Annotated in this window: 18 protein-coding genes and 1 pseudogene; 8 read left to right on the plus strand and 11 right to left on the minus strand. The window is 71.3% G+C overall.

Features of this window, described 5'->3' with window-relative positions; translation table 11 throughout:
* Positions 1-36 precede the first annotated feature (36 nt).
* Both pulA and ACFZP7_RS10705 read right to left on the minus strand, forming a co-directional pair.
* A complete protein-coding gene (gene pulA / locus ACFZP7_RS10700) occupies positions 37-5,454 on the minus strand; it encodes a pullulanase-type alpha-1,6-glucosidase (RefSeq protein WP_385634296.1) in 5,418 nt (1,805 codons plus the stop codon).
* A 143-nt stretch (positions 5,455-5,597) separates the two neighbouring features.
* Complete coding sequence (locus tag ACFZP7_RS10705; protein ID WP_385634297.1) at positions 5,598-6,971, minus strand: alpha-amylase family protein; 1,374 nt, start codon at positions 6,969-6,971, stop codon at positions 5,598-5,600.
* Between the two features lie 217 nt (positions 6,972-7,188).
* On the opposite strand from ACFZP7_RS10705, the gene ACFZP7_RS10710 reads away from it, so the two are divergent.
* Entirely contained in the window at positions 7,189-8,205 is a 1,017-nt protein-coding gene (locus ACFZP7_RS10710) for a hypothetical protein (protein WP_385634298.1), read from the plus strand.
* A gap of 61 nt (positions 8,206-8,266) precedes the next feature.
* Here ACFZP7_RS10710 and ACFZP7_RS10715 read toward each other — a convergent pair whose 3' ends face one another.
* From ACFZP7_RS10715 to ACFZP7_RS10730, 4 genes are all read right to left on the minus strand, one after another.
* Entirely contained in the window at positions 8,267-9,970 is a 1,704-nt protein-coding gene (locus tag ACFZP7_RS10715; protein WP_030977103.1) for a glycoside hydrolase family 13 protein, read from the minus strand.
* Between the two features lie 115 nt (positions 9,971-10,085).
* On the minus strand, positions 10,086-11,000 hold the full coding sequence (locus ACFZP7_RS10720; protein WP_019326153.1) for a sugar ABC transporter permease: 915 nt from the start codon (positions 10,998-11,000) through the stop codon (positions 10,086-10,088).
* A gap of 13 nt (positions 11,001-11,013) precedes the next feature.
* Positions 11,014-12,018, minus strand: coding sequence for a carbohydrate ABC transporter permease (locus ACFZP7_RS10725; RefSeq protein WP_019326154.1), 1,005 nt, complete (start codon positions 12,016-12,018; stop codon positions 11,014-11,016).
* A gap of 110 nt (positions 12,019-12,128) precedes the next feature.
* On the minus strand, positions 12,129-13,397 hold the full coding sequence (locus ACFZP7_RS10730) for an extracellular solute-binding protein (protein ID WP_019326155.1): 1,269 nt from the start codon (positions 13,395-13,397) through the stop codon (positions 12,129-12,131).
* Between the two features lie 412 nt (positions 13,398-13,809).
* Here ACFZP7_RS10730 and ACFZP7_RS10735 point away from each other — a divergent pair.
* Both ACFZP7_RS10735 and ACFZP7_RS10740 read left to right on the plus strand, forming a co-directional pair.
* A pseudogene (locus ACFZP7_RS10735) lies at positions 13,810-14,842 on the plus strand (LacI family DNA-binding transcriptional regulator).
* Positions 14,843-14,951: 109 nt separating this feature from the next.
* The gene (locus ACFZP7_RS10740) at positions 14,952-15,812 is read left to right on the plus strand and encodes a phosphatase PAP2 family protein (RefSeq protein ID WP_019326157.1); all 861 of its coding nucleotides are present in this window, start codon (positions 14,952-14,954) and stop codon (positions 15,810-15,812) included.
* Between the two features lie 61 nt (positions 15,813-15,873).
* Here ACFZP7_RS10740 and ACFZP7_RS10745 read toward each other — a convergent pair whose 3' ends face one another.
* Entirely contained in the window at positions 15,874-18,867 is a 2,994-nt protein-coding gene (locus ACFZP7_RS10745; protein ID WP_385634299.1) for a bifunctional [glutamine synthetase] adenylyltransferase/[glutamine synthetase]-adenylyl-L-tyrosine phosphorylase, read from the minus strand.
* 177 nt (positions 18,868-19,044) lie between these two features.
* On the opposite strand from ACFZP7_RS10745, the gene ACFZP7_RS10750 reads away from it, so the two are divergent.
* Genes ACFZP7_RS10750 through ACFZP7_RS10760 form a run of 3 tightly spaced genes read left to right on the plus strand, consistent with a single transcriptional unit; the run spans position 19,045 to position 20,052 of the window.
* Positions 19,045-19,308 (plus strand): type II toxin-antitoxin system Phd/YefM family antitoxin, encoded by a 264-nt coding sequence (locus ACFZP7_RS10750; RefSeq protein ID WP_019326160.1) that lies wholly within the window; start codon positions 19,045-19,047, stop codon positions 19,306-19,308.
* Positions 19,305-19,559, plus strand: a complete 255-nt coding sequence (locus tag ACFZP7_RS10755; protein ID WP_019326161.1) for a Txe/YoeB family addiction module toxin — start codon at positions 19,305-19,307, stop codon at positions 19,557-19,559. Before ACFZP7_RS10750 ends, ACFZP7_RS10755 begins: the two co-directional genes overlap by 4 nt.
* A 43-nt stretch (positions 19,560-19,602) precedes the next feature.
* Positions 19,603-20,052, plus strand: a complete 450-nt coding sequence (locus tag ACFZP7_RS10760) for a VOC family protein (protein WP_385634300.1) — start codon at positions 19,603-19,605, stop codon at positions 20,050-20,052.
* A 20-nt stretch (positions 20,053-20,072) separates the two neighbouring features.
* Here the strand turns inward: ACFZP7_RS10760 and ACFZP7_RS10765 are convergent, their stop codons facing one another.
* Complete coding sequence (locus tag ACFZP7_RS10765; RefSeq protein WP_029393478.1) at positions 20,073-20,741, minus strand: TetR/AcrR family transcriptional regulator; 669 nt, start codon at positions 20,739-20,741, stop codon at positions 20,073-20,075.
* 59 nt (positions 20,742-20,800) lie between these two features.
* Between ACFZP7_RS10765 and ACFZP7_RS10770 the strand changes: the two genes are divergently transcribed.
* The gene (locus ACFZP7_RS10770; protein WP_385634301.1) at positions 20,801-21,772 is read left to right on the plus strand and encodes an NAD(P)-dependent alcohol dehydrogenase; all 972 of its coding nucleotides are present in this window, start codon (positions 20,801-20,803) and stop codon (positions 21,770-21,772) included.
* 26 nt (positions 21,773-21,798) lie between these two features.
* On the opposite strand, the gene ACFZP7_RS10775 is transcribed toward ACFZP7_RS10770, so the two are convergent.
* From ACFZP7_RS10775 to ACFZP7_RS10785, 3 genes are all read right to left on the minus strand, one after another.
* Entirely contained in the window at positions 21,799-23,562 is a 1,764-nt protein-coding gene (locus tag ACFZP7_RS10775; protein WP_385634302.1) for an NAD+ synthase, read from the minus strand.
* 84 nt (positions 23,563-23,646) lie between these two features.
* On the minus strand, positions 23,647-24,273 hold the full coding sequence (locus tag ACFZP7_RS10780) for a DUF305 domain-containing protein (RefSeq protein ID WP_192341007.1): 627 nt from the start codon (positions 24,271-24,273) through the stop codon (positions 23,647-23,649).
* Complete coding sequence (locus ACFZP7_RS10785; protein WP_019326167.1) at positions 24,270-24,938, minus strand: DUF3105 domain-containing protein; 669 nt, start codon at positions 24,936-24,938, stop codon at positions 24,270-24,272. The genes ACFZP7_RS10780 and ACFZP7_RS10785 overlap by 4 nt, the downstream gene beginning before the upstream one ends.
* Positions 24,939-25,225: 287 nt before the next feature.
* On the opposite strand from ACFZP7_RS10785, the gene glnA reads away from it, so the two are divergent.
* The gene (gene glnA, locus ACFZP7_RS10790) at positions 25,226-26,587 is read left to right on the plus strand and encodes a type I glutamate--ammonia ligase (protein ID WP_029393480.1); all 1,362 of its coding nucleotides are present in this window, start codon (positions 25,226-25,228) and stop codon (positions 26,585-26,587) included.
* Positions 26,588-26,987 lie beyond the last annotated feature (400 nt).

Raw genomic sequence — 26,987 nt, forward strand, 5'->3', positions numbered from 1 at the left:
ACAGCAGGGCTCACCCTAACCGCAGTACCGCGACCGTCAGCCGGCCCGCTCGAAGACGGCGACCGTACGGCCCGGCACGGTGAACGTGCCGGTCTTCGCCGCGTACGCGGACTTCTTCACCACCGGGTCCGCGCCCCGCGCCTGCACCGGGTGCAGTCGGTAGCCGCTCCCGGCCGCCGCATCGAGGCGCTGCTCCCGCGCCTCGGGGGTGGCGTTGAAGACGACCACCAGATCACCGAGGCGCATGGTGATCACTCCCGGGGTCTCGTCCTTCCCGGAGAGCGGGAAGGAGAGCCGGGACTGGACCTGCCGGGCCGTGGCGAGGGAGAAGTCCTCCTCGCCCGTGCGGATCTCCAGCAGGTCCCGGTACGCCGCCGAGGCGCCCGTGATCTGCGGGCAGCCGACCTTCACCGTGCCCAGCAGGGGCTTGGCGTAGGGCCACTTGTCCCGGTTGTCGGCGGCCGGGGGCAGGCCGCGGCCGAAGCCGTTGCCGTCGGCGCAGTTCCAGTGGACGGCGTTGAACCAGTCGCCGCTGTCGTAGGAGTTGCGGTCCAGCGACTTGGAGCGCAGGAGGTCGGTGCCGGCCTGGGAGAGCGCCGGTCCCTGGGAGAGGGCGGCGGTCGCCATGGCGAGGACCTGCATGCGGGCCCGGTCGTCGGCGCTCGCGGAGGCGGGCAGCTTGAAGGCGAGCGCGTCGAACAGGGTCTCGTTGTCGTGCGCGTCGGCGTAGGCGAGGGCGTCGCCCGGGGCCTCGGCGTATCCGGCGGGGGCGCCGTTGTAGTCGACCTCGGAGCCCTTGACCTCCTTGCCGTCGGTGTCCGTGAAGGTGTAGTCGGCGAGGTTGCCGGTCAGGCCGACCTTGATCAGGTCCTGGTAGTGCAGCAGGCGGGCCTTCTGTTCGGCCTCGGTGCCGTTGGCCTTCGAGCCGTTGGGCTCGGTGTAGAGGCCGGAGGCGAAGCCCTGGACGCCGGGGTCCTCGTCGAAGGGGCCACCGCCGCGCACGGCGTCGCGGGCCCGGTCGGAGAAGGTCGCGATGCCGGTACCGGCCATGTTCTTCTGGGTGGCCTGCGTGAAGCGGGCGTCGTCGGCGACCTCGCCGAAGTTCCAGCCCTCGCCGTACAGGATGATCTTCTTGCCGTCGACGCCGTCCTTCCCGAGGGTCAGCTCGTCCAGCGCCTCGCGGACCGCCAGGATGTTCTCCTTGGGGTGGTGGCCCATGAGGTCGAAGCGGAAGCCGTCGACCTTGTACTCCTTGGCCCAGGTGACGACCGAGTCCACGACGAGCTTGCCCATCATGGCGTTCTCGGTGGCGGTGTTGGCGCAGCAGGTGCTGTTCGCCACCGAGCCGTCGGCCAGCAGCCGCTGGTAGTAGCCGGGGACGATCCGGTCCAGGACGCTGGTCCTCGCCTGGCCGCTCGCCGCCGTGTGGTTGTAGACGACGTCCATGACGACCCGCAGGCCGTCGTCGTTCAGCGCCTTGACCATCTCGCGGAACTCGACCGTGCGGGCGGTGCCGTCCGGGTCGGTGGCGTACGAGCCCTCGGGGACCGTGTAGTGGTACGGGTCGTAGCCCCAGTTGTAGGCGTCCTTGGCCGCGGCCTTCGCCACGCACTCCTGCTGCCGGTCGGAGTCGGCGGGGAGCGCGGCGAGGTCGCAGTCGACGGTGGCCTGGTCGGACTTCTTCTCGGGGACGGTGGCGATGTCGAAGGCGGGCAGCAGGTGCACGTAGGACGTGCCCGCCTCGGCCAGCTCGCGCAGGTGCCGGGAGCCGTCGCTCTTCTTGTCGGTGAAGGCGAGGTAGGTGCCCCGGTGGTCCGGGTCCGCCGTGCGGTCCGCGACGGAGAAGTCCCGGATGTGCAGCTCCTGGATCTGGGCGTCCCTGAGCGGCACGGCCTCGGGCTTGCGGTAGCCGTCCCAGCCGCGCGGGGCGAGCGAGCGGTCGTCCAGGTCGACGACGAGGCTGCGCTCGGAGTCGGTGGTCAGGGCGAGGGAGTACGGGTCGGTGACCTTGTTGGTGACGACCTTCCCGGCCTCGGGCGCCCACACCGTCACGGCGTAGCGGTAGGACTCGCCCTTCCAGGAGCGGGGGCCGGTGACGGACCAGACGCCGGTGGCGTCGTCACGTCGCATGCGGACCGTGCGGTCACCGATCTCCAGCTTCACGTCCTGCGCGGTCGGCGCCCACACGGAGAGGGTGGGGCGGCCGTGCCGGAAGACCGGGCCGAGGTCGGTCCGGGTCGCCTCGGCCGCGTAGAGGTCGTCCAGGACGCCGGCGGTCTGCACACCGGTCGCCGCGAGGACGGCGCCGTTCGCGGCGCGCTGGGTGGCGACGACCTGGCCGCGCAGGGCGGCACGGACCCGGTCGCGGTCGCGCGGGTCGACGGACCAGGCGGTGTACTCCTTCAGATGCGGGAACTTCGCCTTCTGGGCGTCGGTGAGGGCCGTCTTGGCGAGGCGCAGCCAGCTCGTCCCGTCGCCGGCGGTCAGGACGCCGTTCTCGGCCGTGACGGAGCCGGTGCGGGAGGCGAGCAGCTGGGTGGAGGCGGCGCCGGCGGAGCCGTTCCAGGCGACGGTGTTCCGGTCGATCCAGACCGCCTCGGCGGTGGTGAGGTCGACGGCCCCCGCCGATCCGGCCGGCTGCGGCAGCAGGTACTCCTCCTCGCCGCCGACCAGCCACACCTCGTGGCCCGTGGCCCTGAGGTCGAGGGACTGGTCGGTGGGCAGGTCCTTCTCGTCGCCCTTGTGGACGATGTAGCTCAGACTGGTGGCGCCCTCGGTGAGGGGCACCTCGAAGACCGCGCCGTAGGAGTCGGTCCGCACCGGCGTCAGCGGCTTCGACCAGTCGGTGGGGTGCGCGGCGCCGCCCCAGACGTGCAGGCCCCAGCCGTCGTAGTTCCCGTCGGCGCGGTGGTAGTGCAGGACGGCCTTGCTGGTGTCCTGGGCGGGGTAGTCGGGCCGCTCGGTGACGACCTGCTCCTTGCCCTGCTCGATCCACACCTCACCGGTCCGCGTGACGTCGATGGTGCGGTCGGCGGCGACGTCCTTGTCGCCGTCCTCGTCGATGACGAGGAAGCCGACGTTCGACGCGCCGGGCTCGAGCTTGACGTAGGCGAAGGCGCCGTAGGCGTCGCGTCCGGTGAAGGGGTGGCTCTTCGGCCACTCGGTGGCCTCGCCCTCGGCGAGGTCGCCCCAGGCGTAGAGGCCCCAGTCGTCGTAGTTCCCGTCCTCCCGCTTGTAGTGGACGATCGCGTAGTCGCGGGAGGCGGCGGTGGGCGGTGCTTCGACGGGCGGGGTACCGGTCGTCGAGGCGGCCGTGTCGCTCGCCGTGCGGCCCGCCGAGTCGATCACGACGGCCTTGTAGCGCAGGGCGGTGCCGGCCGGGGTGTCCTCGGCGATGGTGTGGGTGACCTTGTAGGGGGCGTGGTCGGCGGAGCCGAGGGTGCGCCACGTGCCGTCGCCGGTCTGGGCGGCGAAGACGACGCGGTTGAGCTGACCGCCGGTGACGTCGGCCGTCAGCTCGACGGTGCCGGTGGCGCCGGGCTCGGGGGCGGTGAGGGTGACGGCCGGTTTCGTGGCGGGCTCGGCGAGCCGGCCCGCGGCCTTGAGGACGATCGCCGATCCGGCCGGGACGGTGACCGTGACCTTCTTGTCGGCGCCGGACCTCACGTCGTCGTCGGTGCCGTAGATGCCCTGGAAGGCCATGTGCGCGGAGCCGGTGGCGAAGGTCGCCGTCTTCGCCTCCTCGGCGTTGTTGAAGGCGACGACGTACTCGGTGCCCCGCTCGGCGTCCGTGCGGGAGAAGGCGTAGACGCCGGCGCCGTCGGCCGCGTAGCGCTCGGTCTGCACCCCGTCGGCGAGGGCGGGGTGGGCCTTGCGGAGCTTCGCCAGGGCGCTGATCTGCCGGTACAGGGGCGCGCCCGGGTCGTAGGCGTCCTCGGCGTGGGTGCGGTCGGTGCCGAGCTGGTCGTCGTCGAGGTAGTCGGCGGTGCGGGAGGCGAACATGGTCTGGCGGGCGTCCTTGTCGCCGCCCGCGCCGGTGAAGCCCTGCTCGTCGCCGTAGTAGATCACCGGGTTGCCGCGGCCCAGGAACATCAGCTCGTTGGCGAGCCGGGCCTTCTTCAGCAGTTCGGCGTCGCCGGCCTGCGGGTCGTCCTGCTTGAGGAAGGTGCCGAAGCGGCCCATGTCGTGGTTGCCGAGGAAGGTGACCTGTTCGTAGGCGTTGGCCTTGTCGGTCGTGTACTTCCAGTCGTCACCGTAGACGGCGGCGAGCTTCCGGGCGCTGCCGCCCTGGGAGGCGTAGGCGCGGGCCGCGTCCTGGAAGGGGAAGTCCAGCGTGGAGTCCAGGCGGCCCTGGGTGACGTACGGGGAGGTGACGGCGGTGTCGGCGGAGTAGACCTCGCCGAACATGAAGAAGTCGTCCCGGCCCTTCTTGGCCGCGTAGGCGTCCAGCGCGGTGGCCCACTGGGTCCAGAACTCCATGTTGACGTGCTTCACGGTGTCGATCCGGAAGCCGTCGATGTCGAAGTCCTTCACCCACCGCTGGTAGATCTTCTCCATGCCGCTGACGACCTCGGGGCGTTCGGTCCACAGGTCGTCCAGGCCGGAGAAGTCGCCGTACGTGGTGGACTCGCCGGCCCAGGTGGAGTCGCCCCGGTTGTGGTACATCGCGGGGTCGTTGAGCCAGGACGGCACCTTGAGGTTCCGCTTGGCGGCCGGGACGGTCGGCGTGCGCGGGAAGGAGCCGGAGTCCACGCGGGGGAAGCGGCGCTCGCCGTCCGCGTAGTCGGCGTCGTCGAAGGGCTCGCCGTCCTTGGTCAGGTACGGGAAGGCGCCCTTGGAGAGGTAGTCGTAGGACTTCTCCTCGTAGTCGACGACGTCGGCGGTGTGGTTGGTGATGACGTCGAAGAAGACCTTCATGCCCTTGGCGTGCGCCTGGGAGATGAGGTCCTTCAGGTCCTGGTTGGTGCCGAAGTGCGGGTCGACCTGGGTGAAGTCGGTGATCCAGTAGCCGTGGTAGCCGGCGGAGGCGTTCTCCCCCGTGCCCTGCACGGGCTGGTTCTTGAAGAGGGGCGCCATCCAGATGGCGGTGGTGCCCAGGCCCTTGATGTAGTCGAGCTTCCGGGTGAGGCCCTTGAGGTCGCCGCCCTGGTAGAAGCCCTTGTCGGTGGGGTCGTAGCCGGTGGCGAGGCGGCTTCCGGTGAGGCCGCCCTTGTCGTTGCGCTTGTCGCCGTTGGCGAAACGGTCCGGCAGGACGAAGTAGAACTGCTCGCGGGTGAGGTCGTGACGCGCCTCGGCCCGGGCGAGCTTCGCGTCCGACGGGGGCGGCGGCGGGGCGTCCGCCCGCGCGGCCAGGGGTGGCAGGAGGGCTGCGGCGAGCGCGGCCACGGTGACGGCCGCGACCCGTCTCGCTCGTACGGTGCGGCGCGCGACAGGCACCGGCCTTCTCGGTATCACGGGCGTGAGCTCCTTGCGATGACGGCTCGATCGGGTCCGACCCCGGCGAGACGGTAACGCCGCCGCAAGAGTTGCGGCAAGGGTCGTGAAAGTAACGGAAAGAAGTTTCACGATCTCTCACGACCCTTGCCCGGCACGTCCGTTCAGCAGGTGGACTTGCCCGCGTACAGCGCCAGCGCGGTGTTGGCGCCGAGGGTCGCGGTGAACTGGCCGGAGCCGTTCACGCTCACCGGCTTGCCGCTCTGGACGTCGCAGTACGTCCCCGCCGGCAGCGAGGTCTGGTAGGTGCGGGTCAGCGCGCCGGACTCGTGGTTGATGGCCACGTATCCCTTGTTCCCGCGTCCGAAGGCGATGGCGTCGTTGCCGTTGTCCCACCAGTTCGTGACGGCCTGCCCGCGGGTGGCGTTGCGGAAGGCGACCATCGACTTGATCTCGGGCCAGGCGTGCTGGCACTTCCAGCCGTCCTGCCAGCAGGCGTTCACCTGGCCGCCGTTCGGGGGCCCGGCGTCGTGGTTCGACCACTCGTAGCCGGAGTTGACGTCGGGGGCGCCGTAGGGCCAGGCCAGCATGAAGACGTTGGCGAGGGTGTAGTTCGCGCCGTCCTTGTAGTTCAGCGTGGAGCCGTTGCGCTCGGTGTCGTGGTTGTCGACGAAGACACCGGAGACGCCGCTGTTGAGGTACCCCCAGCCTTCGCCGTAGTTCTTCAGGTAGGCCAGGTTCTCGTTGGTGAAGACGCGCTTGAGGTCGTAGGCGTAGCGGAACTCCTGCACGTCGCCGCTGCCGGTGTACTCGGTCGGCTGGACGGCCTCCCCGGCGCCGTAGATGACCTCGTGCTTCCAGTACACGCCCGGATTGCTCAGCCGGGACTTGATGTTCGCGAGGTCGGCCGCCGGGATGTGCTTGGCCGCGTCGATGCGGAAGCCGTCCACACCGAGGGAGAGCAGGTCGTTCAGGTACCCGGCGATCTTCCCTCGGACGTAGTCCTCGCCGGTGTCGAGGTCGGCGAGGCCGACCAGTTCGCAGTGCTGGACGTTGTACCGGTCCCGGTAGTTGTTGATCTCGGAGCGGCAGTCGTCGGCGTCGGACGAGGAGTAGAGGCCCGGGTAGTCGTACTTGCCGTACGTGGAGCCGCCGGTGCCGGTGCCGCTGCCCGCCGACATGTGGTTGACCACGGCGTCGGCGACGACCTTCACACCGGCCGCGTGGCAGGTGTCCACCATGTTCTTGAAGGCGGCGCGGTCGCCGAGCCGTCCGGCGATCTTGTAGCTGACGGGCTGGTACGAGGTCCACCACTGCCCGCCCTGTATGTGCTCGGCGGGCGGGGAGACCTGGACGTAGCCGTAGCCGGCGGGGCCGAGGGTGTCGGTGCACTCCTTGGCCACGGAGGCGAACTTCCACTCGAAGAGGACGGCGGTGACGTCCTTGGTGCCGGGCGGGGCGGCCTGTGCGCCAGTCGGGTTCATGACAACAGTAGCTGCCGCGAGCGCGACGGCCACCGTGAGGGCTTTGCGTGCCATGTGGGGTTCCTTCATCGTCGAAGGCGTTGTGGGGAGCCGCGGGCCCCTGAAGGCCGGCTTGAATACTCTTGCTGAAACCTTCAGAAACCTTGCGGTGACGCAGATGTTAAAGGGTCACCGACCGAAAGGGCAGCGGTCGGTGCGAAATCGGGGTCGGAAGTTTCCTCGGGAGGCCCTTCCCCGGGGCGCTGTCGGTGCCCGGCCGCATACTCCACCCATGGAGATCACCGAGGACGCGCTCAAGCGGGCCTGGCACCGGCTGGCCGCAGGTTCCGACCTGCTCGACGAGGCCGTGTTCCCGCCCACCGGCACCTACGAGCAGTACGAGGCCCATGTGGAGGGCGGGGGCGGCGCCGGTCTCTACCTCGTCCTCGAGGAGGACGGCACGGTGTGCGGCTGCGGCGGCCCCTACGACGAGGTCTTCGTCGCCCGGGGCCTGGACGAGGCGCTGTACTGCCTCGCCGAGGAGGCCGTCCGCGGGCTCGACGGGACGATCGCCGGTCAGGCCGCGCTGATGGACCGGATAGACCCCGGCTGGGGACGCGTCTTCCGCGGCGGCGGCCCGGACGGTTCGGAACCGGCGCCGCCCTGCGGACGCGACCCGCTGGAGGGATTCGCCTGGATCGCCGGCTCCTGGCGCGAGCAGGCCCCCTACACCCACCTCGCGTTCTTCCGCGGCGAGAACGTCGACGCCGAGCGGATCGCCCTGCTGTACGGGGCCGACCCGCGGCACGTCGCCGCGGGGACCCGCCTGTCGGACCTGAGCGAGGGCAACGGCGGCGCCCACGGCAACTGGCCCACCGACTGGGACAGTTGCTGCTTCGGACGCAGCGGCGACTGGACGTTCCTGATGTACCACGACACGGCACCCGGCACGCGGGTGGACGCGGCGGCCTTCGCCGAGCTGGGGGTGACCGAGACCGTCTGGCTGAGCGCCTGCCTCGGCAAGGCCATCTACACGTTCGACTACCTGCGCGACGGCCGGCGCGTCGACGACGACGGCATCATCGAGCTGATCTCCTACGAGCGGGGCCGCACCCCCTACGTCCGGGGCGGGCGGCTCGACTTCCTCAACCGGGCCCTGCGCCGCGCCGAACTGGACCACCCCGAGCTGACCGACGAGTTCGCCCTGTACTTCCACGCCCTGGAGACCTCGCTGGGCCTGGGCCTGCCGCGCCGGGACATCCGGGAAGGGACGGTCCGCGCCGCCCGGTGGGCCCGTCGCGACACCTGACGTGCGGCGAGCGCGCACGCGGTGAGGGGCCCGCGCTGTGCGGGCCCCTCGGGGTCGGGGGTCAGGCCCGCGTCCACCACACCGTGGTGTCGGCCGGCACCTTCGCCTCGCCGTCCGTCTCGGTGACCTCGCCGCTGGCCAGCAGCAGCCGTCCGTACGCGGGCAGCGCCACCGACTCGCCGGTGGTGTTGGCGACGCACACGAAGTCCCCGCGCCGGAAGGCGAGGACGCCCTCGGGGGCGCGCAGCCACTCCACGGCGTCGCCCGCGCCGAGGTCGGGCTGCTCGCGGCGGACCGCGAGCGCGGCGCGGTACAGCTCCAGGGTCGAGCCCGGCTCGCCGGTCTGCGCCTCGACGCTCAGCTCCCCCCAGCCCGCCGGCTGCGGGAGCCAGCTGCCCCCGTCGCCGAAGCCGTACGAGGAGCCCTCCCGGGTCCACGGGATCGGGACGCGGCAGCCGTCGCGGAAGCCGTCCTGGCCGGCGCCCCGGAAGTACGCCGGGTCCTGGCGCACCTCGTCGGGCAGGTCGACGACGTCCGGCAGGCCCAGCTCCTCGCCCTGGTAGACGTAGGCCGAGCCCGGGAGGGCCAGCATGAGGAGGGTGGCGGCGCGGGCGCGGCGCAGGCCCAGCTCGCGGTCGCCGGCCAGGCGGATCTGGGTGCCGAGCCCCGCCGGGTTGGCGAAGCGGGTGGCGTGCCGGGTGACGTCGTGGTTGGACAGGACCCAGGTGGCGGGGGCGCCGACCGGGCGCATGGCGTCCAGGGTGCGGTCGATGACCGTGCGCAGCTCCTCGGCGTCCCAGTGGGTGCCCAGGTACTGGAAGTTGAACGCCTGGTGCAGCTCGTCGGGGCGCACGTAGTTGGCGGTGCGCTCGACGGTCGGGGTCCACGCCTCCGCGACGAAGATGCGCTCTCCGCTGTACTCGTCGAGGATGAGCCGCCACTGGCGGTAGATGTCGTGGACGCCGTCCTGGTCGAAGAACGGCATGACATCGTTGCCCAGCAGCTTCAGCTGTTCGTGGGATCCGAGGTCGGGAAGGCCCTCGGCCTTCACCATGCCGTGCGCGACGTCGATGCGGAAGCCGTCCACGCCCATGTCCAGCCAGAAGCGCAGGATGGAGCGGAACTCGTCGCCGACGGCCGGGTGCTCCCAGTTGAAGTCGGGCTGCTCGGGGGCGAAGAGGTGCAGGTACCACTCCCCCGGCGTGCCGTCGGGCTCGGTGACCCGGGTCCAGGCGGGGCCGCCGAAGATGGACTCCCAGTCGTTGGGGGGCAGTTCGCCGTTCTTCCCCTTGCCGGGGCGGAAGTGGTAGCGGTCCCGGGAGGGGGAGCCGGGACCCTCGGCGAGGGCGCGCTTGAACCACTCGTGCTGGTCGGAGGAGTGGTTCGGGACGAGGTCGACGATGATGCGCAGGCCCAGCGCGTGCGCGTCGCGGATGAGCGCGTCGGCGTCCAGCAGGCTGCCGAACATGGGGTCGACGGCCCGGTAGTCGGCGACGTCGTAGCCGGCGTCGGCCTGCGGGGAGGCGTAGAAGGGGCTGAGCCACACGGCGTCCACGCCCAGGTCGCGCAGGTACGGCAGACGGGTGCGGACACCCTCCAGGTCGCCCATGCCGTCGCCGTTGCTGTCGGCGAAGCTGCGCGGGTACACCTGGTAGATCACCGCGTCCCGCCACCAGTCGCGGCGCCGCGCGACGGTGGCCGTCGCGGAGGCGGGGGCTGCGGAGGTGGGGGTGGAGGCCGGTGCGGCGGAAGGCTGCTGGCTCATGTCGTCCTTGGGATGAGACGGAGTTCTGGTCGTGGAGGCGTGGGTGGGGGGGCGGCCGGCCGCGGTGCAGCGGGGTCGGATGGGCACCGCGGCCGGACGTCTTCCCGGCCGGGCGTCAGCCCTTGGTGCCGCCGGCGGTGAGGCCGGTCACCAGGTTCTTCTGCACGAGGTAGAAGAACGCGGAGACGGGTATCGCGACGAGCACGGCGGTGGCCGCCATCAGGTGACGCTGCGCGTCGTGCTCGCTGACGAAGCTCTGCAGGCCGACCGCGAAGGTGTACTTCGTGTCGCTCAGCATGAACGTCGAGGCGAAGGCGACCTCGCCGAAGGCCGTGATGAAGCTGTAGAAGCCGGCCACCGCGAGGCCCGGCCGGGCCAGCGGCAGGATCAGCCGGAAGAAGGTGCCGAAGGGGGTCAGGCCGTCGACGCGTCCGGCCTCGTCGATCTCGAACGGGATGGTGTCGAAGTAGCCCTTGAGCAGCCACGCGCAGTACGGCACCGCGGTCGAGCAGTAGACGAGGATCAGGCCGAGGTAGCTGTCGACCAGCTGGAGCCGCGACAGGATCTGGTACATCGGCACGATCAGCACGGCGATGGGGAACATCTGGGTGACCAGAAGGACCCACATGAGCTTGCGGTAGCCCGGGAAACGCATCCGCGAGACCGCGTAACCGGTGGTGGCGGCGACCATGACGCCGATGACCGTGGTGCCCAGCGAGACGATCAGCGAGCTCTTCAGCCAGTCGAAGAAATTGGTGTGCTGCAGCACGAACGCGTAGTTGTCGAGGGTCATCTTCGACCAGATGCGCCCGGGGTGCAGATAGTCGTTCTTGTCCGGCCCGAGGGACAGGTAGACCAGCCAGGCGACCGGGAAGAGCGCGATGAGGCTCGCGACGGTCAGGATGCCGTGGGAGACGAGGGAGCCGGCGAGGCCGCGCTCGCCTCGGGCGCGCACCTTGCGCGGCGGTGCGGCGGGCGCGGTACCGGCCTGCTCGGCCGGAGCGGACGCCGGAACGGTCGTAGTGCTCATGGTGGCTCCTGCCTCAGATCGCGAGCTGCTGCTCATTGCGGTTCAGCCAGCGGCGGTAGAAGGAGGTGAAGACGATCAGAATGGCCAGCAGCAGGATGCCGTAGGCCGCGGACTGCGCGAAGTCGCGCGGCTGCTGTCCGAAGCCGAGCTGGTACGCCCAGGTGACGAGGATCTGCGCCTCGGGGGCGGTGTTGCCGAACAGCAGGAAGATCACGGCGAACTGGTTGAAGGTCCAGATGATGCCGAGCAGGACGACCGTGGAGCTGACCGACCGGAGGCCGGGCAGGGTGACGTAGCGGAACTGCTGCCAGGCGCTCGCCCCGTCCATCTCGGCGGCCTCGTAGAGGCTGTTGTCGATGGACTGGAGGCCGCCGAGGAGCGAGACCATCATGAACGGCACACCGCACCAGGTGTTGACCATGATCGCGGAGAACCGCTGCCAGAAGGTGTCCTCCAGCCACGCGGGCGTGGGCAGGTGCAGCCAGTCCAGGGCGGAGTTGATGATGCCCTCGTCGGCGAGCATGAAGCGCCAGCCGAAGACGGTGACGAAGGTGGGCACGGCCCACGGCAGGACCAGGATCAGCCGGTAGAAGGTGCGGCCGCGCAGCTTCTGGTTGAGCAGCAGGGCGAGGCCGAGGCCGATGAAGAAGTGCAGGCCGACGCAGACCGCCGTCCACACGATGGTCCAGATGAAGTGGGACCAGAAGCGGTCGTAGGCGGTCGGGCCCCACAGGATGTCGGCGTAGTTGTCCAGGCCGACGAACTTGTAGGTGGCCTCGATCTCGTTGACGCCGATGGTGCGCGCGCTGTTGAGGCTGTTGGCGTCGGTGAGGGTGAGGTAGAGGCCGTAGCCCAGCGGGTACAGCACGAGGACGCCGATCACGACGGCCACCGGCGCGATCATGGCGTAGGCGTACCAGTGCTTCTGGTAGCCGTCTTTCAGACGCCGGCCGAGGCCGGGCCGCGGGGTGCGGTCACCGCGGCGCTTGCCGGTCGCGCGGTCGATGGCGACTGTCATGGTTCGACACCTTCGGGAGCATCGGGACGATCAGAGGGTCAGGGTGCGGCGCACGGCCGGTGGCCGCCGGGGCCCTCCCCCGGGAGCGGGGACCCGGCGGCCACGCGGACTCACTTGCTGAAGTCCGGCACCAGCTTGGCGATCGCGGTCTCGGCGTCGCCCAGACCCTCGTCCAGGGACTTCTTGCCGCCGGCGATCTGCGGCAGCTCGTCGTCCAGCGGGGTCCACAGGGAGCTGTACTCCGGCAGCGCCGGGCGCGGCTGGGCGGCGGGCAGGACCGTCTGGAAGCCGGCGATGCCCGGGTCGGCCTTGACCTTGTCGGTGTAGGCGTCGTCGCGGGTCGGCAGCGTGGAGTTCTTCAGGGCGATGGTCTCCTGGGACTTCGCCGAGGTCATGAAGTTGACGAACTTCAGCGCCGCTTCCTGGTGGGCCTGGTCCGAGCCGGCGTAGACCGAGAGGTTGTGGCCGCCGGTCGGGGCGCCCGCCTTGCCGGTGGAGCCGGCCGGGACGGTGGCGATGCCGAGGTTGTTCTTGTCCTTGAACGCCGAGCCCTTGTAGAAGTTGGTGATCTCCCACGGGCCCTGGATGATCGAGGCGACCTTGCCGCTGACGAACGCCTCCTGGATGTGGGCGTAGGCGTCGGCGGTGGTGTCGGCCTTGTGCAGGCCCTTGCCGTCGAACAGGCTCAGCCAGGTGCCGTACGCCTTCTTGGCCTCCGGCGAGTTGACGGTGACCTTCTTGGCGTCGGCGTCGACCGTGTCGGTGCCCTCGCCGTACAGGAACGGCTGCGCGTAGTAACCGGCGGTGGAGGCCCAGTAGCCGTCGACGCCGGTCTTGTCCTTGATGGTGGCGGCGGCCTTCTTCAGGTCGTCCCAGCTCTTGGGGACCTCGACGCCGGCCTTCTCGAACAGTTCCTTGTTGTAGACGAAGGCGAGGGTGTCGGTGACCAGCGGGACGCCGTAGGTCTTGCCCTCGTACTTGGCCTGCTCGATCAGGTTGGGCTGGAACTTGTCCTGGTCGGCGAGGGCCTCGGTGCCGTCCAGCGGCAGGAAGAAGCCCTTCTTGGCGAAGGCGGGGGTCCAGCCGACCTCGGAGCGCAGCACGTCCGGGGCGCCCTTGGAGCCGGCGGCGGTGTCGAACTTGTTCTGCGCCTGGTCGAAGGGGACGTTGACGAAGTTGACCTTGATGCCCTTGTTGGCGGCCTCGAACTCCTTGACCAGGGCCTTGTAGGTCGGCGCCTCGTTGGTCGCGTTGGAGGTGTCCCAGTAGGTGATGGTGACCGGTCCGCCGGACTCGCTGTCGCTGTCGTCCCCGCCGCACGCCGTCGCCGCGAGGGCGAGGGACGCCACCAGAGCGGTGGCCGCTATGCCACGCCGCATGAGTTCTCCTTGAGGGTGAAAGCCCGTGTGGTGCAGGGTGCGGGCCCGTCCGCCGCTCCTGCCGACACCGACCGCGTCGTTGGCGCCGTCGGGCGACGTGAACGTAACAGCGTTGTAAGCGGCGCGAAAGGTCTTGCAGCAAAAAAGTGCAAGAGATCTCCGAAGTTATCCGGGCGTGACCTCCCGGCGACCGTGACGAGACGCTTGTTTAACGGGCTGGAGCGGTTTGATCAGGGGGAACAAGCGGTATCGGGCCGGTTGTGCAAGACTCTGCAAGCTCTTGCCACCACTTTCTCGAGGGAGCGCGATGACGCAGCAGCCCGCGCCGGGCCGTCCGACGGGCCGTCCAACAGGCCGTCCGCGGCGCCCGATCGGTGTGCAAGGCCGCGGCCGACAGGTACAGTCCACCCCTGTGACCACACGGCTTGCCGACATCGCTGCCCAGGCGGGGGTGAGCGAAGACGGTCAGCCGCGTCCTCAACGGGAAGCCGGGCGTCGCCGCCACCACCCGCCAGTCCGTACTGGCCGCCCTCGACGTGCTCGGCTACGAGCGCCCGGTCCGGCTGCGCCAGCGCAGCGAGGGCCTGGTCGGGCTGATCACCCCGGAGCTGGAGAACCCGATATTCCCGGCGCTCGCCCAGGTCATCGGCCAGGCGCTGACCCGCCAGGGATACACGCCGGTGCTCGCCACCCAGACCCCGGGCGGCTCCACCGAGGACGAGCTGACCGAGATGCTGGTCGACCGCGGCGTCGCCGGCATCATCTACGTCTCGGGACTGCACGCCGACACCACCGCCGACATGCAGCGCTACGAGCGGCTGCGCGCGCAGGGCGTGCCCTTCGTCCTGGTGGACGGCTTCTCGTCGAAGGTGCAGGCGCCGTTCATCTCCCCCGACGACCGGGCGGCGATGAGCCTCGCGGTCACCCACCTCGTCTCGCTGGGCCACACCCGGATCGGGCTGGCCCTCGGGCCGAAGCGGTTCGTGCCGGTGCAGCGCAAGATCGAGGGTTTCGTCCGCACCGTCCAGGAGCAACTGGACCTCAGCGCCGAGACGGTGGAGAAGGAACTGGTCCAGCACTCCCTCTACACCCTGGAGGGCGGCCAGGCGGCGGCCACCGCGCTCATCGAGCGCAAGTGCACGGCGGTGGTCTGCGCCAGCGACATGATGGCGCTGGGCGCCATACGGGCCGCCCGGCAGCACGGTCTGGAGGTGCCCAGGGACATCTCGGTCGTCGGTTTCGACGACTCGCCGCTGATCGCCTTCACCGACCCGCCCCTGACCACCGTCCGCAAGCCGGTCCCGGCGATGGGGCAGGCGGCGGTGCGCACGCTGCTGGAGGAGATCGGCGGGACGCCCGCGCCGCACAGCGAGTTCGTGTTCATGCCGGAGCTGGTGGTGCGGGGTTCGACGGCGTCCGCGCCGGGCGAGCGCGGCCGTTCCTGACCCCGGTCTCCCGGTGGCCGCGCGCCCCGTCCCGTAGTGGCCGGATGCGCGCCGGATCCTCCCGGGGGATGATCGGTGGGACAGGGCTTTTCTGGCAGACTTCATGCCTATGGGTGACGTGACCGTGAGGACTCCGGAACGCCAGGAAGAGGGCGTTCCGCACCCCGTCACGGAGGAGACGGGGCAGGGACCCCTGCGCCGTCTGCGCGTGCCCCGCCGGCCCCGGTTGTGGTTCGAGATCCTGCTGATCGCGATCAGTTACTGGACGTACTCGCTCATCCGCAACGCGGTACCCGAGCAGCGGGGCCAGGCCCTGCGCAACGCCGACTGGATCTGGCGGCTCGAACAGCAACTGGGCATCGCCGTCGAGGAGTCGGTCAACCACGCCGTGAACTCGGTGACTTGGCTGGTCGTCGGCATGAACTACTACTACGCCACGCTGCATTTCGTGGTGACGCTGGGTGTGCTGGTGTGGCTGTACCGCAGTCACCCCGGGCGGTACGCGGCGACCCGGCTGGTCCTCTTCGCGACCACGGGTGTGGCCCTGGTCGGTTACTACCTGTATCCGCTCGCGCCGCCGCGGCTGATGAACGGCGGGCACTTCATCGACACCGTGATGGTCCACGAGACCTGGGGCTCGATGGCGTCCGGCGACCTGAAGAACATGTCCAACCAGTACGCCGCGATGCCGTCGATGCACATCGGGTGGTCGGTGTGGTGCGGGCTGACGATCTTCGCGCTGGCGTCGGTGCCGTGGGTGCGGGTGCTGGGGCTGGTGTACCCGGTGCTGACGCTGGTGGTGATCGTGGCGACGGCCAACCACTTCTGGCTGGACGCGGTGGGGGGCGTGCTGTGTCTGGGCTTCGGGTACGGGGTGGCCTTCGTCTGGTACGGGGCGTTGCCGCACGCGTTGCCGAGGACGGTGCCGGGGGCTGAGCGGCGGAGGGCGTGGTGGCCCACGCGGGCTTAGGGGTGCCCGGCGTCGGTGCGCGCCGGGGCGCTGCCCGGCGCCGCGGGGTGCCGTTGCGTGGTCACGCGTAGAACAGTTCGTCCACCACCGCTCGTGCCCTGCGTGCCGTGCGGCGATACTCGTCCAGCATGTCCCCCGCGTGTCCGGGACCGTGCCCCAGGTACCGCCCGACCGCCGCCAGCTCCCGGGGATCGGTCGGGAAGGTGTCCCCCGCCCTGCCCCGCACCAGCATCACCGCGTTGCGCACCCGCGTCGCCAGGACCCATGCCTCGTCCAGCGTCGTGGCGTTCTCCGCCGAGATCAGCCCCGCCTCGCACGCGGCCGCCAGGGCCGCCCGCGTCCGGGTCGTCCGCAGTCCCGCCTCCTCGTGCCCGTGCCGCAGCTGCATCAGCTGCACCGTCCACTCGACGTCGGACAGCCCGCCCGGCCCCAGCTTGGCGTGCAGCTTGGGGTCGGCGCCGCGCGGCAGCCGCTCGGACTCCATCCGGGCCTTGAGCCGCCGGATCTCCCGCACCGCGTCGTCGTCGAGCCCGCCCGCCGGGTACCGCAACGGGTCGACCAGCTCGATGAACCGGCGCCCCAGGTCCTCGTCCCCGGCCACGAACTCGGCCCGCAGCAGCGCGTGCCGCTCCCACACCAGCGACCAGCGCCGGTAGTACGCCTCGTACGACTTGAGCGTGCGCACCAGCGGTCCGGACTTGCCCTCGGGCCGCAGGTCGGCGTCGATCAGCAGCGGCGGGTCGGCGCTGGGCACCTGGAGCAGGCGGCGCATCTCGGAGACGACCTTGTTCGCCGCGCCCGCCGCCTCCCGCTCGTCGGCCCCGTCGCGCGGCTCGTGCACGAAGAGCACGTCCGCATCCGAGCCGTAGCCCAGCTCGTGGCCGCCGAAGCGGCCCATGCCGATGATCGCGAACCGGGTCGGCAGGGTGTCGCCCCATCCCTCCCGCACCACCGCCCGCAGCGTGCCCGCCAGGGTCGCCGCCGTCAGGTCGGACACGGCGGCGCCGACCCGGTCCACCAGCGCGCCCTGGTCGGCCTCGACGGGCTGCGCCTCGGTGCCGTAGGAGCCGACGATGTCGGCGGCGGCCGTGCGGAACAGCTCCCGGCGCCGTACGCCGCGCACCGCGGCCACCGCCTGCACGGCGCCGTCGGCACGGCGGACGGCCGCCAGCGTCTCCTGCTCCAGCTGGGCCCGGCCGCGGGGCGCCAGTCCCCCGGCGTTGCCGTCGCCGAGCAGCGCCACGGCCTCCGGGGCCCGCATCAGCAGGTCGGGGGCGAGGCGTCCGGCGGAGAGCACCCGGGCCAGGTTCTCGGCCGCGGCGCCCTCGTCCCGCAGCAGCCGCAGGTACCAGGGCGTCTTGCCGAGGGCGTCGGAGACCTTGCGGAAGTTGAGCAGGCCCGCGTCCGGGTCGGCGGAGTCCGCGAACCAGCCGAGCAGCACCGGCAGCAGGGTGCGCTGGATGGCCGCCTTGCGGGTGACGCCGGACGCCAGCGCCTCCAGGTGCCGGAGCGCGGCGGCCGGGTCGGCGTAGCCGAGGGCGACCATCCGTTCGCGGGCGGCCTCGGCGCTGAGCCGGGCCTCTCCGGGCGCGAGCTGGGCGACCGCGTCGAGCAGCGGCCGGTAGAACAGCTTCTCGTGCAGCCGCCGCACGACGGAGGCGTGCCGCTTCCAGGCGCGCAGCAGCCCGGCGACGGGGTCGGTGCGCAGGCCCAGGGAGCGGCCGAGGCGGCGCAGGTCGGCCTCGTCCTCGGGCACGAGGTGGGTGCGGCGCAGCCGGTGGAGCTGGATGCGGTGCTCCATGGAGCGCAGGAAGCGGTACGCCTCGTCGAGCTGGGCGGCGTCCGCCCGGCCCACGTAGCCGCCCGCGGCCAGCGCCTCCAGCGCGTCCAGCGTGGTGCCACTGTGCAGGGAGGTGTCGGCGCGGCCGTGCACCAGCTGGAGCAGCTGCACGGCGAACTCGACGTCCCGGAGGCCGCCGGGACCGAGCTTGAGCTGGCGGTCGACCTCGGCGGCGGGGATGTTCTCCACCACCCGGCGGCGCATCTTCTGCACGTCGGGCACGAAGTTCTCGCGGTCGGCGGCCTGCCAGACCAGGGGCTGGAGGGCGGCGACGTACTCGGCGCCGAGGCCGGGGTCGCCGGCCACCGGGCGGGCCTTGAGCAGCGCCTGGAACTCCCAGGTCTTGGCCCAGCGCTGGTAGTAGGCGAGGTGGCTGCTGAGGGTGCGCACCAGCGGGCCGTTGCGGCCCTCGGGGCGGAGGTTGGCGTCCACGGGCCAGATGGAGCCCTCGACGGTGGTCTCGGAGCAGATCCGCATCAGGTGCGAGGCGAGCGCGGTCGCGGCCCGCAGTGCCTTGGGCTCGTCCGCGCCCTCCACCGCCTCGCCGACGAAGATGACGTCGACGTCCGAGACGTAGTTCAGCTCGTGTCCGCCGCACTTGCCCATCGCGATCACCGCCAGCCGGCACAGCGCGGCGTCCTCGGGCGCGGCGGCCTCGGCGAGGGCGAGGGCGGCGCGCAGGGTGGCGGTGGCGAGGTCGGCCAGTTCGGCGGCGGTCTCGGCGACGTCGATGGTGCCGCAGACGTCCCGGGCGGCGATGGACAGCAGGCAGCGCCGGTAGGCGACGCGCAGCGAGACCGGGTCGTCGGCCTCGGCGAGGCCGCGTTCGAAGTCCTCCACGCCGCGGTGCAGGTCGCGGGGTTCGTAGGTGACCAGGGCCCGCCAGTCGCCGGCGTGCCGGGCGAGGTGGTCGGCGAGCGCCTCGGAGGCGCCGAGCACCCCGAGGAGGCGGTCGCGCAGGGGCTTGGCCGCTATCAGGGTGTCCAGCAGCTCCCGGCGCGCGGTGGGGTCGGGCTGCGCCTCCAGGAGCCGGACCAGGCCGTGCAGGGCGAGGTCGGGGTCGGCGGTGGCGCCGAGGGCTTCCAGCAGGACCGGGTCGTCGCGGACCGGTGCCAGCTCCACGGCGTCCAGCAACCGCTCGGCGGCCGAGGGGTCGGTGAAGCCGTGCCGCAGCAGCCGCGTGAAGGTACTGCTCCTGCGCCCCGGCGCCGTCATCCCGTCCTCCTGCGCGCTGTCGTCCCGTCGGAACGCCGGAACGTCGGATCAAGGTCGTACGGCCCGAGCGTAACCGGGCGGCGGCGTGCGGGCGCCGGGGCGTACCGGCTTCGCCTCCCGGTGGCCACTCGTGGACTCGTACGATATCTTGTACAAGCCGCGAAGGGAGGCACCGGTATGTCCATCACCGCCAGCGAAGCCCGTCAGAACCTCTTCCCGCTGATAGAGCAGGTCAACGAGGACCACGCCCCGGTGCACATCACCTCCCGCAAGGGGAATGCCGTGCTGATGTCCGAGGAGGACTTCACGGCGTGGACGGAGACGGTGCACCTGCTGCGGTCGCCGAAGAACGCCCGCCGTCTGCTCGATTCGATCGCGGAGGCCGAGGCCGGCGAGGCACGGCACCGCGAGCTGATCGACCCGGACGCGGAGCGGGCGTGAGAGTCGCTTTCACGTCGCACGGCTGGGAGGACTACGTCCACTGGGCCGAGAGCGACCGGAAGATGACCAGACGGATCAACAAGCTGATCGCCGACATCGGGCGCGATCCCTTCAAGGGCATCGGCAAGCCGGAGCCGCTGAAGGGGGACCTGTCGGGCTACTGGTCGCGGCGCATCGACGACACACACCGTCTGGTGTACAAGCCGGGCGACGGCGAACTGGTCGTCGTCCAGGCGCGGTACCACTACTGACCACCGAGATCCCGCTCGACAAGGACGTCGAAGGAGTCACGTCATGGATTTCACGCTCGAAGTGATCCCCTTGCCCGTCACCGACATCGACCGCTCCCGTGACTTCTACCGGGACAAGGTCGGCTTCCACGTCGACATCGACCAGGAGGTCATGCCGGGGATGCGCATCGTCCAGCTCACCCCTCCGGGCTCGGGCTGCTCGATCGCGCTGGGCGAGGCGATCTGGGACATGGCGCAGGGCCAGACCAAGCCGGAACCCGGTGCGTACCAGGGCCTCCAGCTCTGCGTGGCCGACATCAAGGCGGCCCACGCCGAGCTGGTGGGGCGCGGCCTGGACGTCTCCGAGCCCGTCCAGTACGCCCCGGACGACGGCGCCACCTTCATGTACTTCAAGGACCCCGACGGCAACGGCTGGGCGGTCCAGGAGTACCGCCGCCGGGAGGCGGAGCCGCTGCACAAGGTGCTCACGGACCTCAAGCGCCAGGACGGCTGACCGCCCCCGCCGCCCCCGTCTCAGGCGCCGGTCCCGGGCCACGGAAGGTGGTACAGGTCCAGGGGCGCCGGGGGCGGCAGCGGTGCCCCGGCGCCGTCCGGGCCCGCGACGTCGGCCCGGAAGGAGTGCAGCAGCAGGGCCACCAGCCGCCGGGAGGCCGCGAGGGCGGCCCGGGTCGACGGGGCGTTGATGCCGTTGTTGGCCATGAAGACCAGCGTGAGGTCGCTGCGGTCGAAGTCGGCGCGCAGCCGCCCGGCCTCCTTCGCCCGCCGCGTGAGCACCGCGAAGCCCTCCTCCGCGCGCACCCGGGTCGCCTCGAAGTCGGCCGCGTCGGGGAACGCCGTGAGGAACGCGGCGGCGAAGCCCCGGTCGAGGACGTTCATCGCGCACACCTTCTCGACGACCCCGCAGAAGCCCGCCCAGGGGTCGGGGTCGGCGAGCGCCTCGTCGACGGTGCCGGCGCACGTCCTGAGCTGGTCGGCGAAGACCGTCGTGACCAGCGACTCCCGGGTGGGGAAGCGCCGGTAGAGCGTGGCCACCCCGACACCGGCCCGGCGGGCCACGGCGGCCATCGGGACGTCCAGCCCGCGGGCGGCGAACAGGGCGCGGGCCGCCTCCAGGATGCGGTCGCGGTTGTGCCGCGCGTCCGCGCGCAGGGCGGGCGGCATCCGAGAGGAAGAGGCGGCCATGTTTCTCACATTAGCTCAAGTGGACGACCCCGTCCGCTTACCGGGCTAGCGTGCCGGGCATGAGCGACATGCGAGCCGCCCTGTACGACGGGTACGGCCCTCCCGAGGTCCTGTACGAGGGCACCGTGCCCCGACCGGTCGCCGCGCCCGGCGAGATCCTGGTGCGCGTCCTGACCGCCAGCGTCAACGGCGGGGAACTGGCCGGGCGGGCGGGAAAGCTGATGCCGGTGACCGGTCTGACGGGGCGGGGCTTCCCCAAGCGCACCGGAATGGACTTCGTCGGCGAGGTCGTCACCCCGGGACCGCCGGGGTCCGGCGTGACGGCCGGCGACCGGGTGTGGGGGCTGCTGCCCCGCGGCCGGATGTTCGGCAGCGCCGCGGAGTTCGTGACCGTACCCCCCGGGAAGGTGGCCCGGGCACCGTCCTCGCTCGACGCGGCCGAGGCGGTGTCCCTGCTCGCCGGGGGCACCACGGCTCTCGTCGCCCTGCGGGACAAGGCCCGGCTGCGCGCGGGCGAGCGGCTGCTGGTCCGCGGCGCGGCGGGCGGGGTCGGCAGCGTCGCCGTCCAGCTGGGGCGGGCCCGCGGCGCCCACGTCACGGCGCTCGCCGGCGCCCGGAACCTGGACTTCGTCCGGGACCTCGGTGCCGACGACGCCTTCGACTACGCCACCACCGGGCCGGCCGGACTCGGCCGGTTCGACGTCGTCTTCGACGCGGTCGGCACCGACCTGGGCGCCTACCGGCGGCTGCTGGCCCCGGGGGGCCGCATGGTGGCCATCGCCTTCGACCTCTCGAGACCGGCCACCTCGCTCGCCCGCCTGCTCGCTACGACCGTGTACGGCCCCCGCCGCGTCCGCTTCTTCAGCGGCAACCCCGACCGCGCCCTGCTCGCCGACCTGACGGCCCTGGTCGAGGACCGGGCGCTGCGTCCCGTGGTGGACACGGTGCACCCCCTGTCCGCCATCGCGGACGCGCACCGCGCGCTGGAGCGCGGAGGCGTGCGGGGCAAGCACGTCATCCGCGTCGGCTGAGGCCGCCGCCCGGGCGCCCCGGCCCGTCAGCCCCGCTCCCGCCACCGGTTGGTGACCGGCAGCCGGCGGTCCTTGCCGAAGCCCTTCGGGGAGATCTTGGTGCCCGGCGGGTACTGGCGCCGCTTGTACTCGGCGGTGTCGACCATGCGCAGGGTCCGCGCCACCAGCTCGCGGTCGTACCCGGCGGCCACGATCTCGTCCGCGCCCCGGTCCCGGTCGACGTACAGCTCGAGGATCGCGTCCAGCACCGGGTAGTCCGGCAGGGAGTCGGTGTCGACCTGGCCGGGGCGCAGCTCGGCGCTGGGCGGCTTGGTGATCGAGCTCTCGGGGATCGGCGGGGTCTGGCCGCGGGCCGCGGCGGCGCGGTTGCGCCACCGGGCGAGCCGGAAGACGGACGTCTTGTACACGTCCTTGATGGGGCCGTAGGCGCCCACCGAGTCGCCGTACAGCGTGGAGTACCCGACGGCCAGCTCCGACTTGTTGCCGGGGGCCAGGACGAGGTGGCCCTCCTGGTTGGAGATGGCCATCAGCAGGGTGCCGCGCAGCCGCGACTGGAGGTTCTCCTCGGCCAGGCCGGTCAGCCCCAGCGCCCCCATGTACGCGTCGAACATCGGCTCGATCGGCACGGTGCGGTAGTGGAGCCCGGTGCGCCGGGCCAGCTCGGCCGCGTCGTCCCTGGAGTGCTCGGAGGAGTACCGGGAGGGCATGGAGACCCCGTGGACGTTCTCCGCGCCCACCGCGTCGCAGGCGACGGCCGCGACGAGGGCGGAGTCGATGCCGCCGGACAGACCGACCAGCACCGAGCGGAACCCGTTCTTCGCCACGTAGGCGCGCAGTCCGACGACGAGGGCCGAGTAGATCTCCTCGTCGTCGTCCAGCCGCTCCGCGAGCCCGCCCGACAGCCACGGCTCACCGGCGGCGGGTCCGGTCACCGGCTCCTCGGACAGCACGACCCGGTCGATGCGCAGCCCGTCGTCCACCACGCCGGCCGGGGCGTCCGCGTCGGCGGCGGGCAGGTCGAGGTCGAGCACCATGCACCCCTCGGTGAACTGCGGCGCCCGCGCCAGCACCTCCCCGTCCCGGTCGACCACGATCGAGTCGCCGTCGAAGACCAGCTCGTCCTGACCGCCGGTCATGGCGAGGTAGGCGGTCGTGCAGCCGGCCTCCTGGGCGCGCTTGCGGACCAGCTCCAGCCGGGTGTCGTCCTTGTCCCGCTCGTACGGCGAGGCGTTGACCGACAACAGCAGCCCGGCCCGCGCCGAGCGCGCCGCCGGCACCCGGCCGCCGTCCTGCCACAGGTCCTCGCAGACGGCCAGCGCCACGTCCACCCCGCGCACCCGCACCACCGGCATGGTGTCGCCGGGCACGAAGTAGCGGAACTCGTCGAAGACGCCGTAGTTCGGCAGGTGGTGCTTGGCGAAGCTCAGGGCCACCTCGCCGCCGTACAGCACGGCCACCGCGTTCTGCGGGGCGCCGGCGGGCTGGCCGTACTTCGGCCGGGCGGTCGCCGAGCGGTCCAGATGTCCGACGACCACCGGCAGCCCGCCGAAGCCCTCGTCGGCGAGGCGCGCGGCGAGGGAGCGCAGGGCGGCGCGGGACGCCTCGACGAAGGACGACCGCAGCGCCAGGTCCTCGACGGGATAACCGGTCAGGACCATCTCCGGGAACGCCACCAGGTGCGCTCCCTGTCCGGCCGAGTGCCGGGTCCAGCGGAGGACCGACTCGGCGTTGCCGTCGATGTCGCCGACGGTGGAGTCGATCTGGTTCAGGGCGAGTCGTAGGCGGGGCACGGCGGCCAGTGTAATCGTCAGAACGACACAATGGGGTGGCGTACCGGTTTCCGTCTCATGTCCGGGACCTCACACGCCCTTTTCTCACGCCCGCGGTTTCGCGCCCCGCTCGGCCAGCAGGTCCGCCATCAGCCGGATCTCCGACTCCTGCGACTCCACCATTCCCTGGGCCAGCCGCCTCTCCACCCCGACGGTGCACCTGTCGACGCACCCCTCGGCCATGTGGACCCCGCCCTTGTGGTGCTCGGTCATGAGCTGGAGGTAGGAGATCTCGGCCTGCCTGCCGTCGAGGGTGGCGAGCTCGTCCATCTCGGCGTCGGTGGCCATGCCCGGCATCAGCGAGCCCTCGCCCGCCGAGGGCATGCCGCCCATCCCCATCCACGTCATCGGCGGATCGGAGGACACCTTGGGCAGCCCCCACAGGTCGAGCCAGCCGATCATCATGCCGCGCTGGTTGGCCTGCGTCTGCGCGATGTCGTACGCGAGCCGTCGCACCTCCTCGTCGTCGGTGCGGTCGCGCACGATGTACGACATCTCCACGGCCTGCTGGTGGTGGACCGCCATGTCCCGCGCGAACCCGGCGTCCGCGGAGTCGGCCGACGGGGTCCGGCCCGCGCCGTCGTCCCCGGCGACCGCGAAGGTGATGCCGCCGGCCGCGACGAGGGCCGCCGCGGCGGCCCCCGCGATCCAGCCGGCCCGCCTGCGGGTCACTTCGACAGCCCGTTGGTGCACGCGGCCCCCGGCTCGGGGGTCTGCTCACCCTGGACGAACTTCTCGAAGAACTTGTCCACGTTCGGGTCGTCGGCGCCCGTCACGGCGCGCTGGTGGCCCCAGGCGGTCAGCATGATCGGGTCCTGCTGCTCGTCGTTGGGGCTCATCAGCGAGTACGGCGTCTTCTTCACCTTCTCCGCCAGCTTCGCCACCTCGGCCTTCGGGGCCTTGTCGGTGTACGTCACCCACACCGCGCCGTGCTCCAGCGAGTGCACGGCGTGCTCGTTGTCCAGCGGCTCGGTGTAGACGTCGCCGTCGCAGTTCATCCAGACCTGGTTGTGGTCGCCGCCGACGGGGGGCTCGGCGGGGTAGGACACCTTCTTGGTGACGTGGTTGCGGCCCAGCTCGCCCTCCCAGGTCCGCACCCCGTCGTCGCCGGTGACGAACTTCCCGGAGGTCTTGCCGTCGGAGGCGGTGTCGGAGGACGAGTCGTCGGACTGCGACCGCACGAGGAAGACCCCGCCGACCACGAGTCCGGCGACGACCACGGTGCTGACCGCGATGGTCAGGATCCGGTTCCGGCGCTCGCGGGCCTCCTCGGCGCGTCGCATCTCGGCTATGCGGGCCTGTCGCGCCTGGTTGCTGCTCTTCTTGGCGGAACCCATGGGGTGTGCCCTTCTGGGGAAACGTCAACGGAAACGGAGCTGTGAGGTTCGCTGATCGTAATGCGGGAGGGGCCGTCGTTCGTAGGGAGATCACAGGATCGGTCCCGGCCGGATCCCCGGAATGGCCCGATCGAACAGGTGGCCTCTACGCTGCGGGGAGGGCCGGTGGGCCGATCGAGGTCCGCAACGCGTACGAAACCGTGCTGTGGTGTGATGCTCGGGTGCGGGGCCGCCTCCCGCCGTACCGGAGACAGGCGGCCTGACCAGCGAGGATGGGGAAGCGGAAGATGGACAAGCAGCAGGAGTTCGTGATCCGGACGCTGGAGGAGCGCGACATCCGGTTCGTACGCCTGTGGTTCACGGACGTGCTGGGCTTCCTGAAGTCCGTCGCCGTGGCCCCGGCCGAGCTGGAGCAGGCCTTCGACGAGGGCATCGGTTTCGACGGCTCGGCGATCGAGGGTTTCGCCCGGGTCTACGAGTCCGACATGATCGCCAAGCCGGACCCCTCCACCTTCCAGGTTTTGCCCTGGCGCGCGGAGGCCCCCGGCACGGCCCGCATGTTCTGCGACATCCTGATGCCGGACGGCTCCCCGTCCTTCGCGGACCCGCGCTACGTCCTCAAGCGCGCCCTGGCCCGCACCTCGGACCTGGGCTTCACCTTCTACACCCACCCCGAGATCGAGTTCTTCCTCCTCAAGGACAAGCCGGTCGACGGCACGGTCCCCACCCCCGCCGACAACTCCGGGTACTTCGACCACACCCCGCAGAACATCGGCATGGACTTCCGCCGTCAGGCGATCACCATGCTGGAGTCGATGGGCATCTCGGTGGAGTTCTCCCACCACGAGGGCGCCCCGGGCCAGCAGGAGATCGACCTGCGCTACGCGGACGCGCTCTCCACGGCCGACAACATCATGACCTTCCGCCTGGTCATGAAGCAGGTGGCCCTCGAACAGGGCCTCCAGGCCACCTTCATGCCGAAGCCGTTCTCGGAGTACCCCGGCTCGGGCATGCACTCCCACCTGTCCCTCTTCGAGGGCGACCGCAACGCGTTCTACGAGTCCGGCGCCGAGTACCAGCTCTCCAAGGTCGGCCGCTCCTTCATCGCGGGCCTGCTGCGGCACGCGGCGGAGATCTCGGCGGTCACCAACCAGTGGGTGAACTCCTACAAGCGCATCTGGGGCGGCACCGAGCGCACGGCGGGCGCCGGCGGTGAGGCCCCCTCCTACATCTGCTGGGGCCACAACAACCGCTCGGCCCTGGTCCGGGTCCCCATGTACAAGCCCGGCAAGACCGGCTCGGCCCGCGTCGAGGTCCGCTCCATCGACTCCGGCGCCAACCCGTACCTGACCTACGCCGTCCTGCTCGCCGCCGGCCTCAAGGGCATCGAGGAGGGCTACGAACTCCCGCCGGGCGCCGAGGACGACGTCTGGGCCCTCTCCGACTCGGAGCGCCGCGCGCTGGGCATCGAACCCCTCCCCCAGAACCTGGGCGAGGCCCTGGCCCTGATGGAACGCAGCGACCTGGTCGCCGAGACCCTCGGCGAGCACGTCTTCGACTTCTTCCTCCGCAACAAGCGGCAGGAGTGGGAGGAGTACCGCTCCCAGGTCACCGCCTTCGAACTGCGGAAGTCGCTGCCGGTGCTGTAGCGCTCCCGCAGGGGACGAGTGGGGCCGGCGGTCGACCGACCGCCGGCCCTTCGTCATGGATGCCGAACATTCCTGGGACCTGCACACCTTTCATCACACGGTCGCACGGCGGGGGCGTGGCGGCGGCGTCCGGGCAGACCGGGCGCCTCGGAGCCCCGGGGAAAGCCCGGAGAAGGGCCGGTTACCGGCGGGTAGCGTGAAGAGGCGGGCTCTTTCCCCGACGGTACGCACACACAGATGGACGCGGGTGCGGACCCTCAAGGGCGAGCGCTGGGCCGGTCGTTCGGCACCGTGCTTGGATCAGTGCGCGGCACGCCGGTGACCGGCTCCGGGCTCCCCCAACTCCGTACGCCGGGCGGGCGTGCCTCACCGCTCCGATTCCCCCGTACGAAAGGCAGGA

It is taken from the genome of Streptomyces sp. SudanB5_2050, from assembly GCF_964272335.1.
In the GTDB taxonomy this organism is placed as follows: Bacteria; Actinomycetota; Actinomycetes; order Streptomycetales; family Streptomycetaceae; genus Streptomyces; species Streptomyces rochei.

What these genes read in the sequence shown, in the direction of transcription:
- ACFZP7_RS10705 (WP_385634297.1), bottom strand. Translation starts at nt 6,971, where the DNA reads ATGGCACGCAAAGCCCTCACGGTGGCCGTCGCGCTCGCGGCAGCTACT.
- ACFZP7_RS10710 (WP_385634298.1), top strand. Translation starts at nt 7,189, where the DNA reads ATGGAGATCACCGAGGACGCGCTCAAGCGGGCCTGGCACCGGCTGGCC.
- ACFZP7_RS10715 (WP_030977103.1), bottom strand. Translation starts at nt 9,970, where the DNA reads ATGAGCCAGCAGCCTTCCGCCGCACCGGCCTCCACCCCCACCTCCGCA.
- ACFZP7_RS10720 (WP_019326153.1), bottom strand. Translation starts at nt 11,000, where the DNA reads ATGAGCACTACGACCGTTCCGGCGTCCGCTCCGGCCGAGCAGGCCGGT.
- ACFZP7_RS10725 (WP_019326154.1), bottom strand. Translation starts at nt 12,018, where the DNA reads ATGACAGTCGCCATCGACCGCGCGACCGGCAAGCGCCGCGGTGACCGC.
- ACFZP7_RS10730 (WP_019326155.1), bottom strand. Translation starts at nt 13,397, where the DNA reads ATGCGGCGTGGCATAGCGGCCACCGCTCTGGTGGCGTCCCTCGCCCTC.
- ACFZP7_RS10740 (WP_019326157.1), top strand. Translation starts at nt 14,952, where the DNA reads ATGGGTGACGTGACCGTGAGGACTCCGGAACGCCAGGAAGAGGGCGTT.
- ACFZP7_RS10745 (WP_385634299.1), bottom strand. Translation starts at nt 18,867, where the DNA reads ATGACGGCGCCGGGGCGCAGGAGCAGTACCTTCACGCGGCTGCTGCGG.
- ACFZP7_RS10750 (WP_019326160.1), top strand. Translation starts at nt 19,045, where the DNA reads ATGTCCATCACCGCCAGCGAAGCCCGTCAGAACCTCTTCCCGCTGATA.
- ACFZP7_RS10760 (WP_385634300.1), top strand. Translation starts at nt 19,603, where the DNA reads ATGGATTTCACGCTCGAAGTGATCCCCTTGCCCGTCACCGACATCGAC.
- ACFZP7_RS10765 (WP_029393478.1), bottom strand. Translation starts at nt 20,741, where the DNA reads ATGGCCGCCTCTTCCTCTCGGATGCCGCCCGCCCTGCGCGCGGACGCG.
- ACFZP7_RS10770 (WP_385634301.1), top strand. Translation starts at nt 20,801, where the DNA reads ATGAGCGACATGCGAGCCGCCCTGTACGACGGGTACGGCCCTCCCGAG.
- ACFZP7_RS10785 (WP_019326167.1), bottom strand. Translation starts at nt 24,938, where the DNA reads ATGGGTTCCGCCAAGAAGAGCAGCAACCAGGCGCGACAGGCCCGCATA.
- glnA (WP_029393480.1), top strand. Translation starts at nt 25,226, where the DNA reads ATGGACAAGCAGCAGGAGTTCGTGATCCGGACGCTGGAGGAGCGCGAC.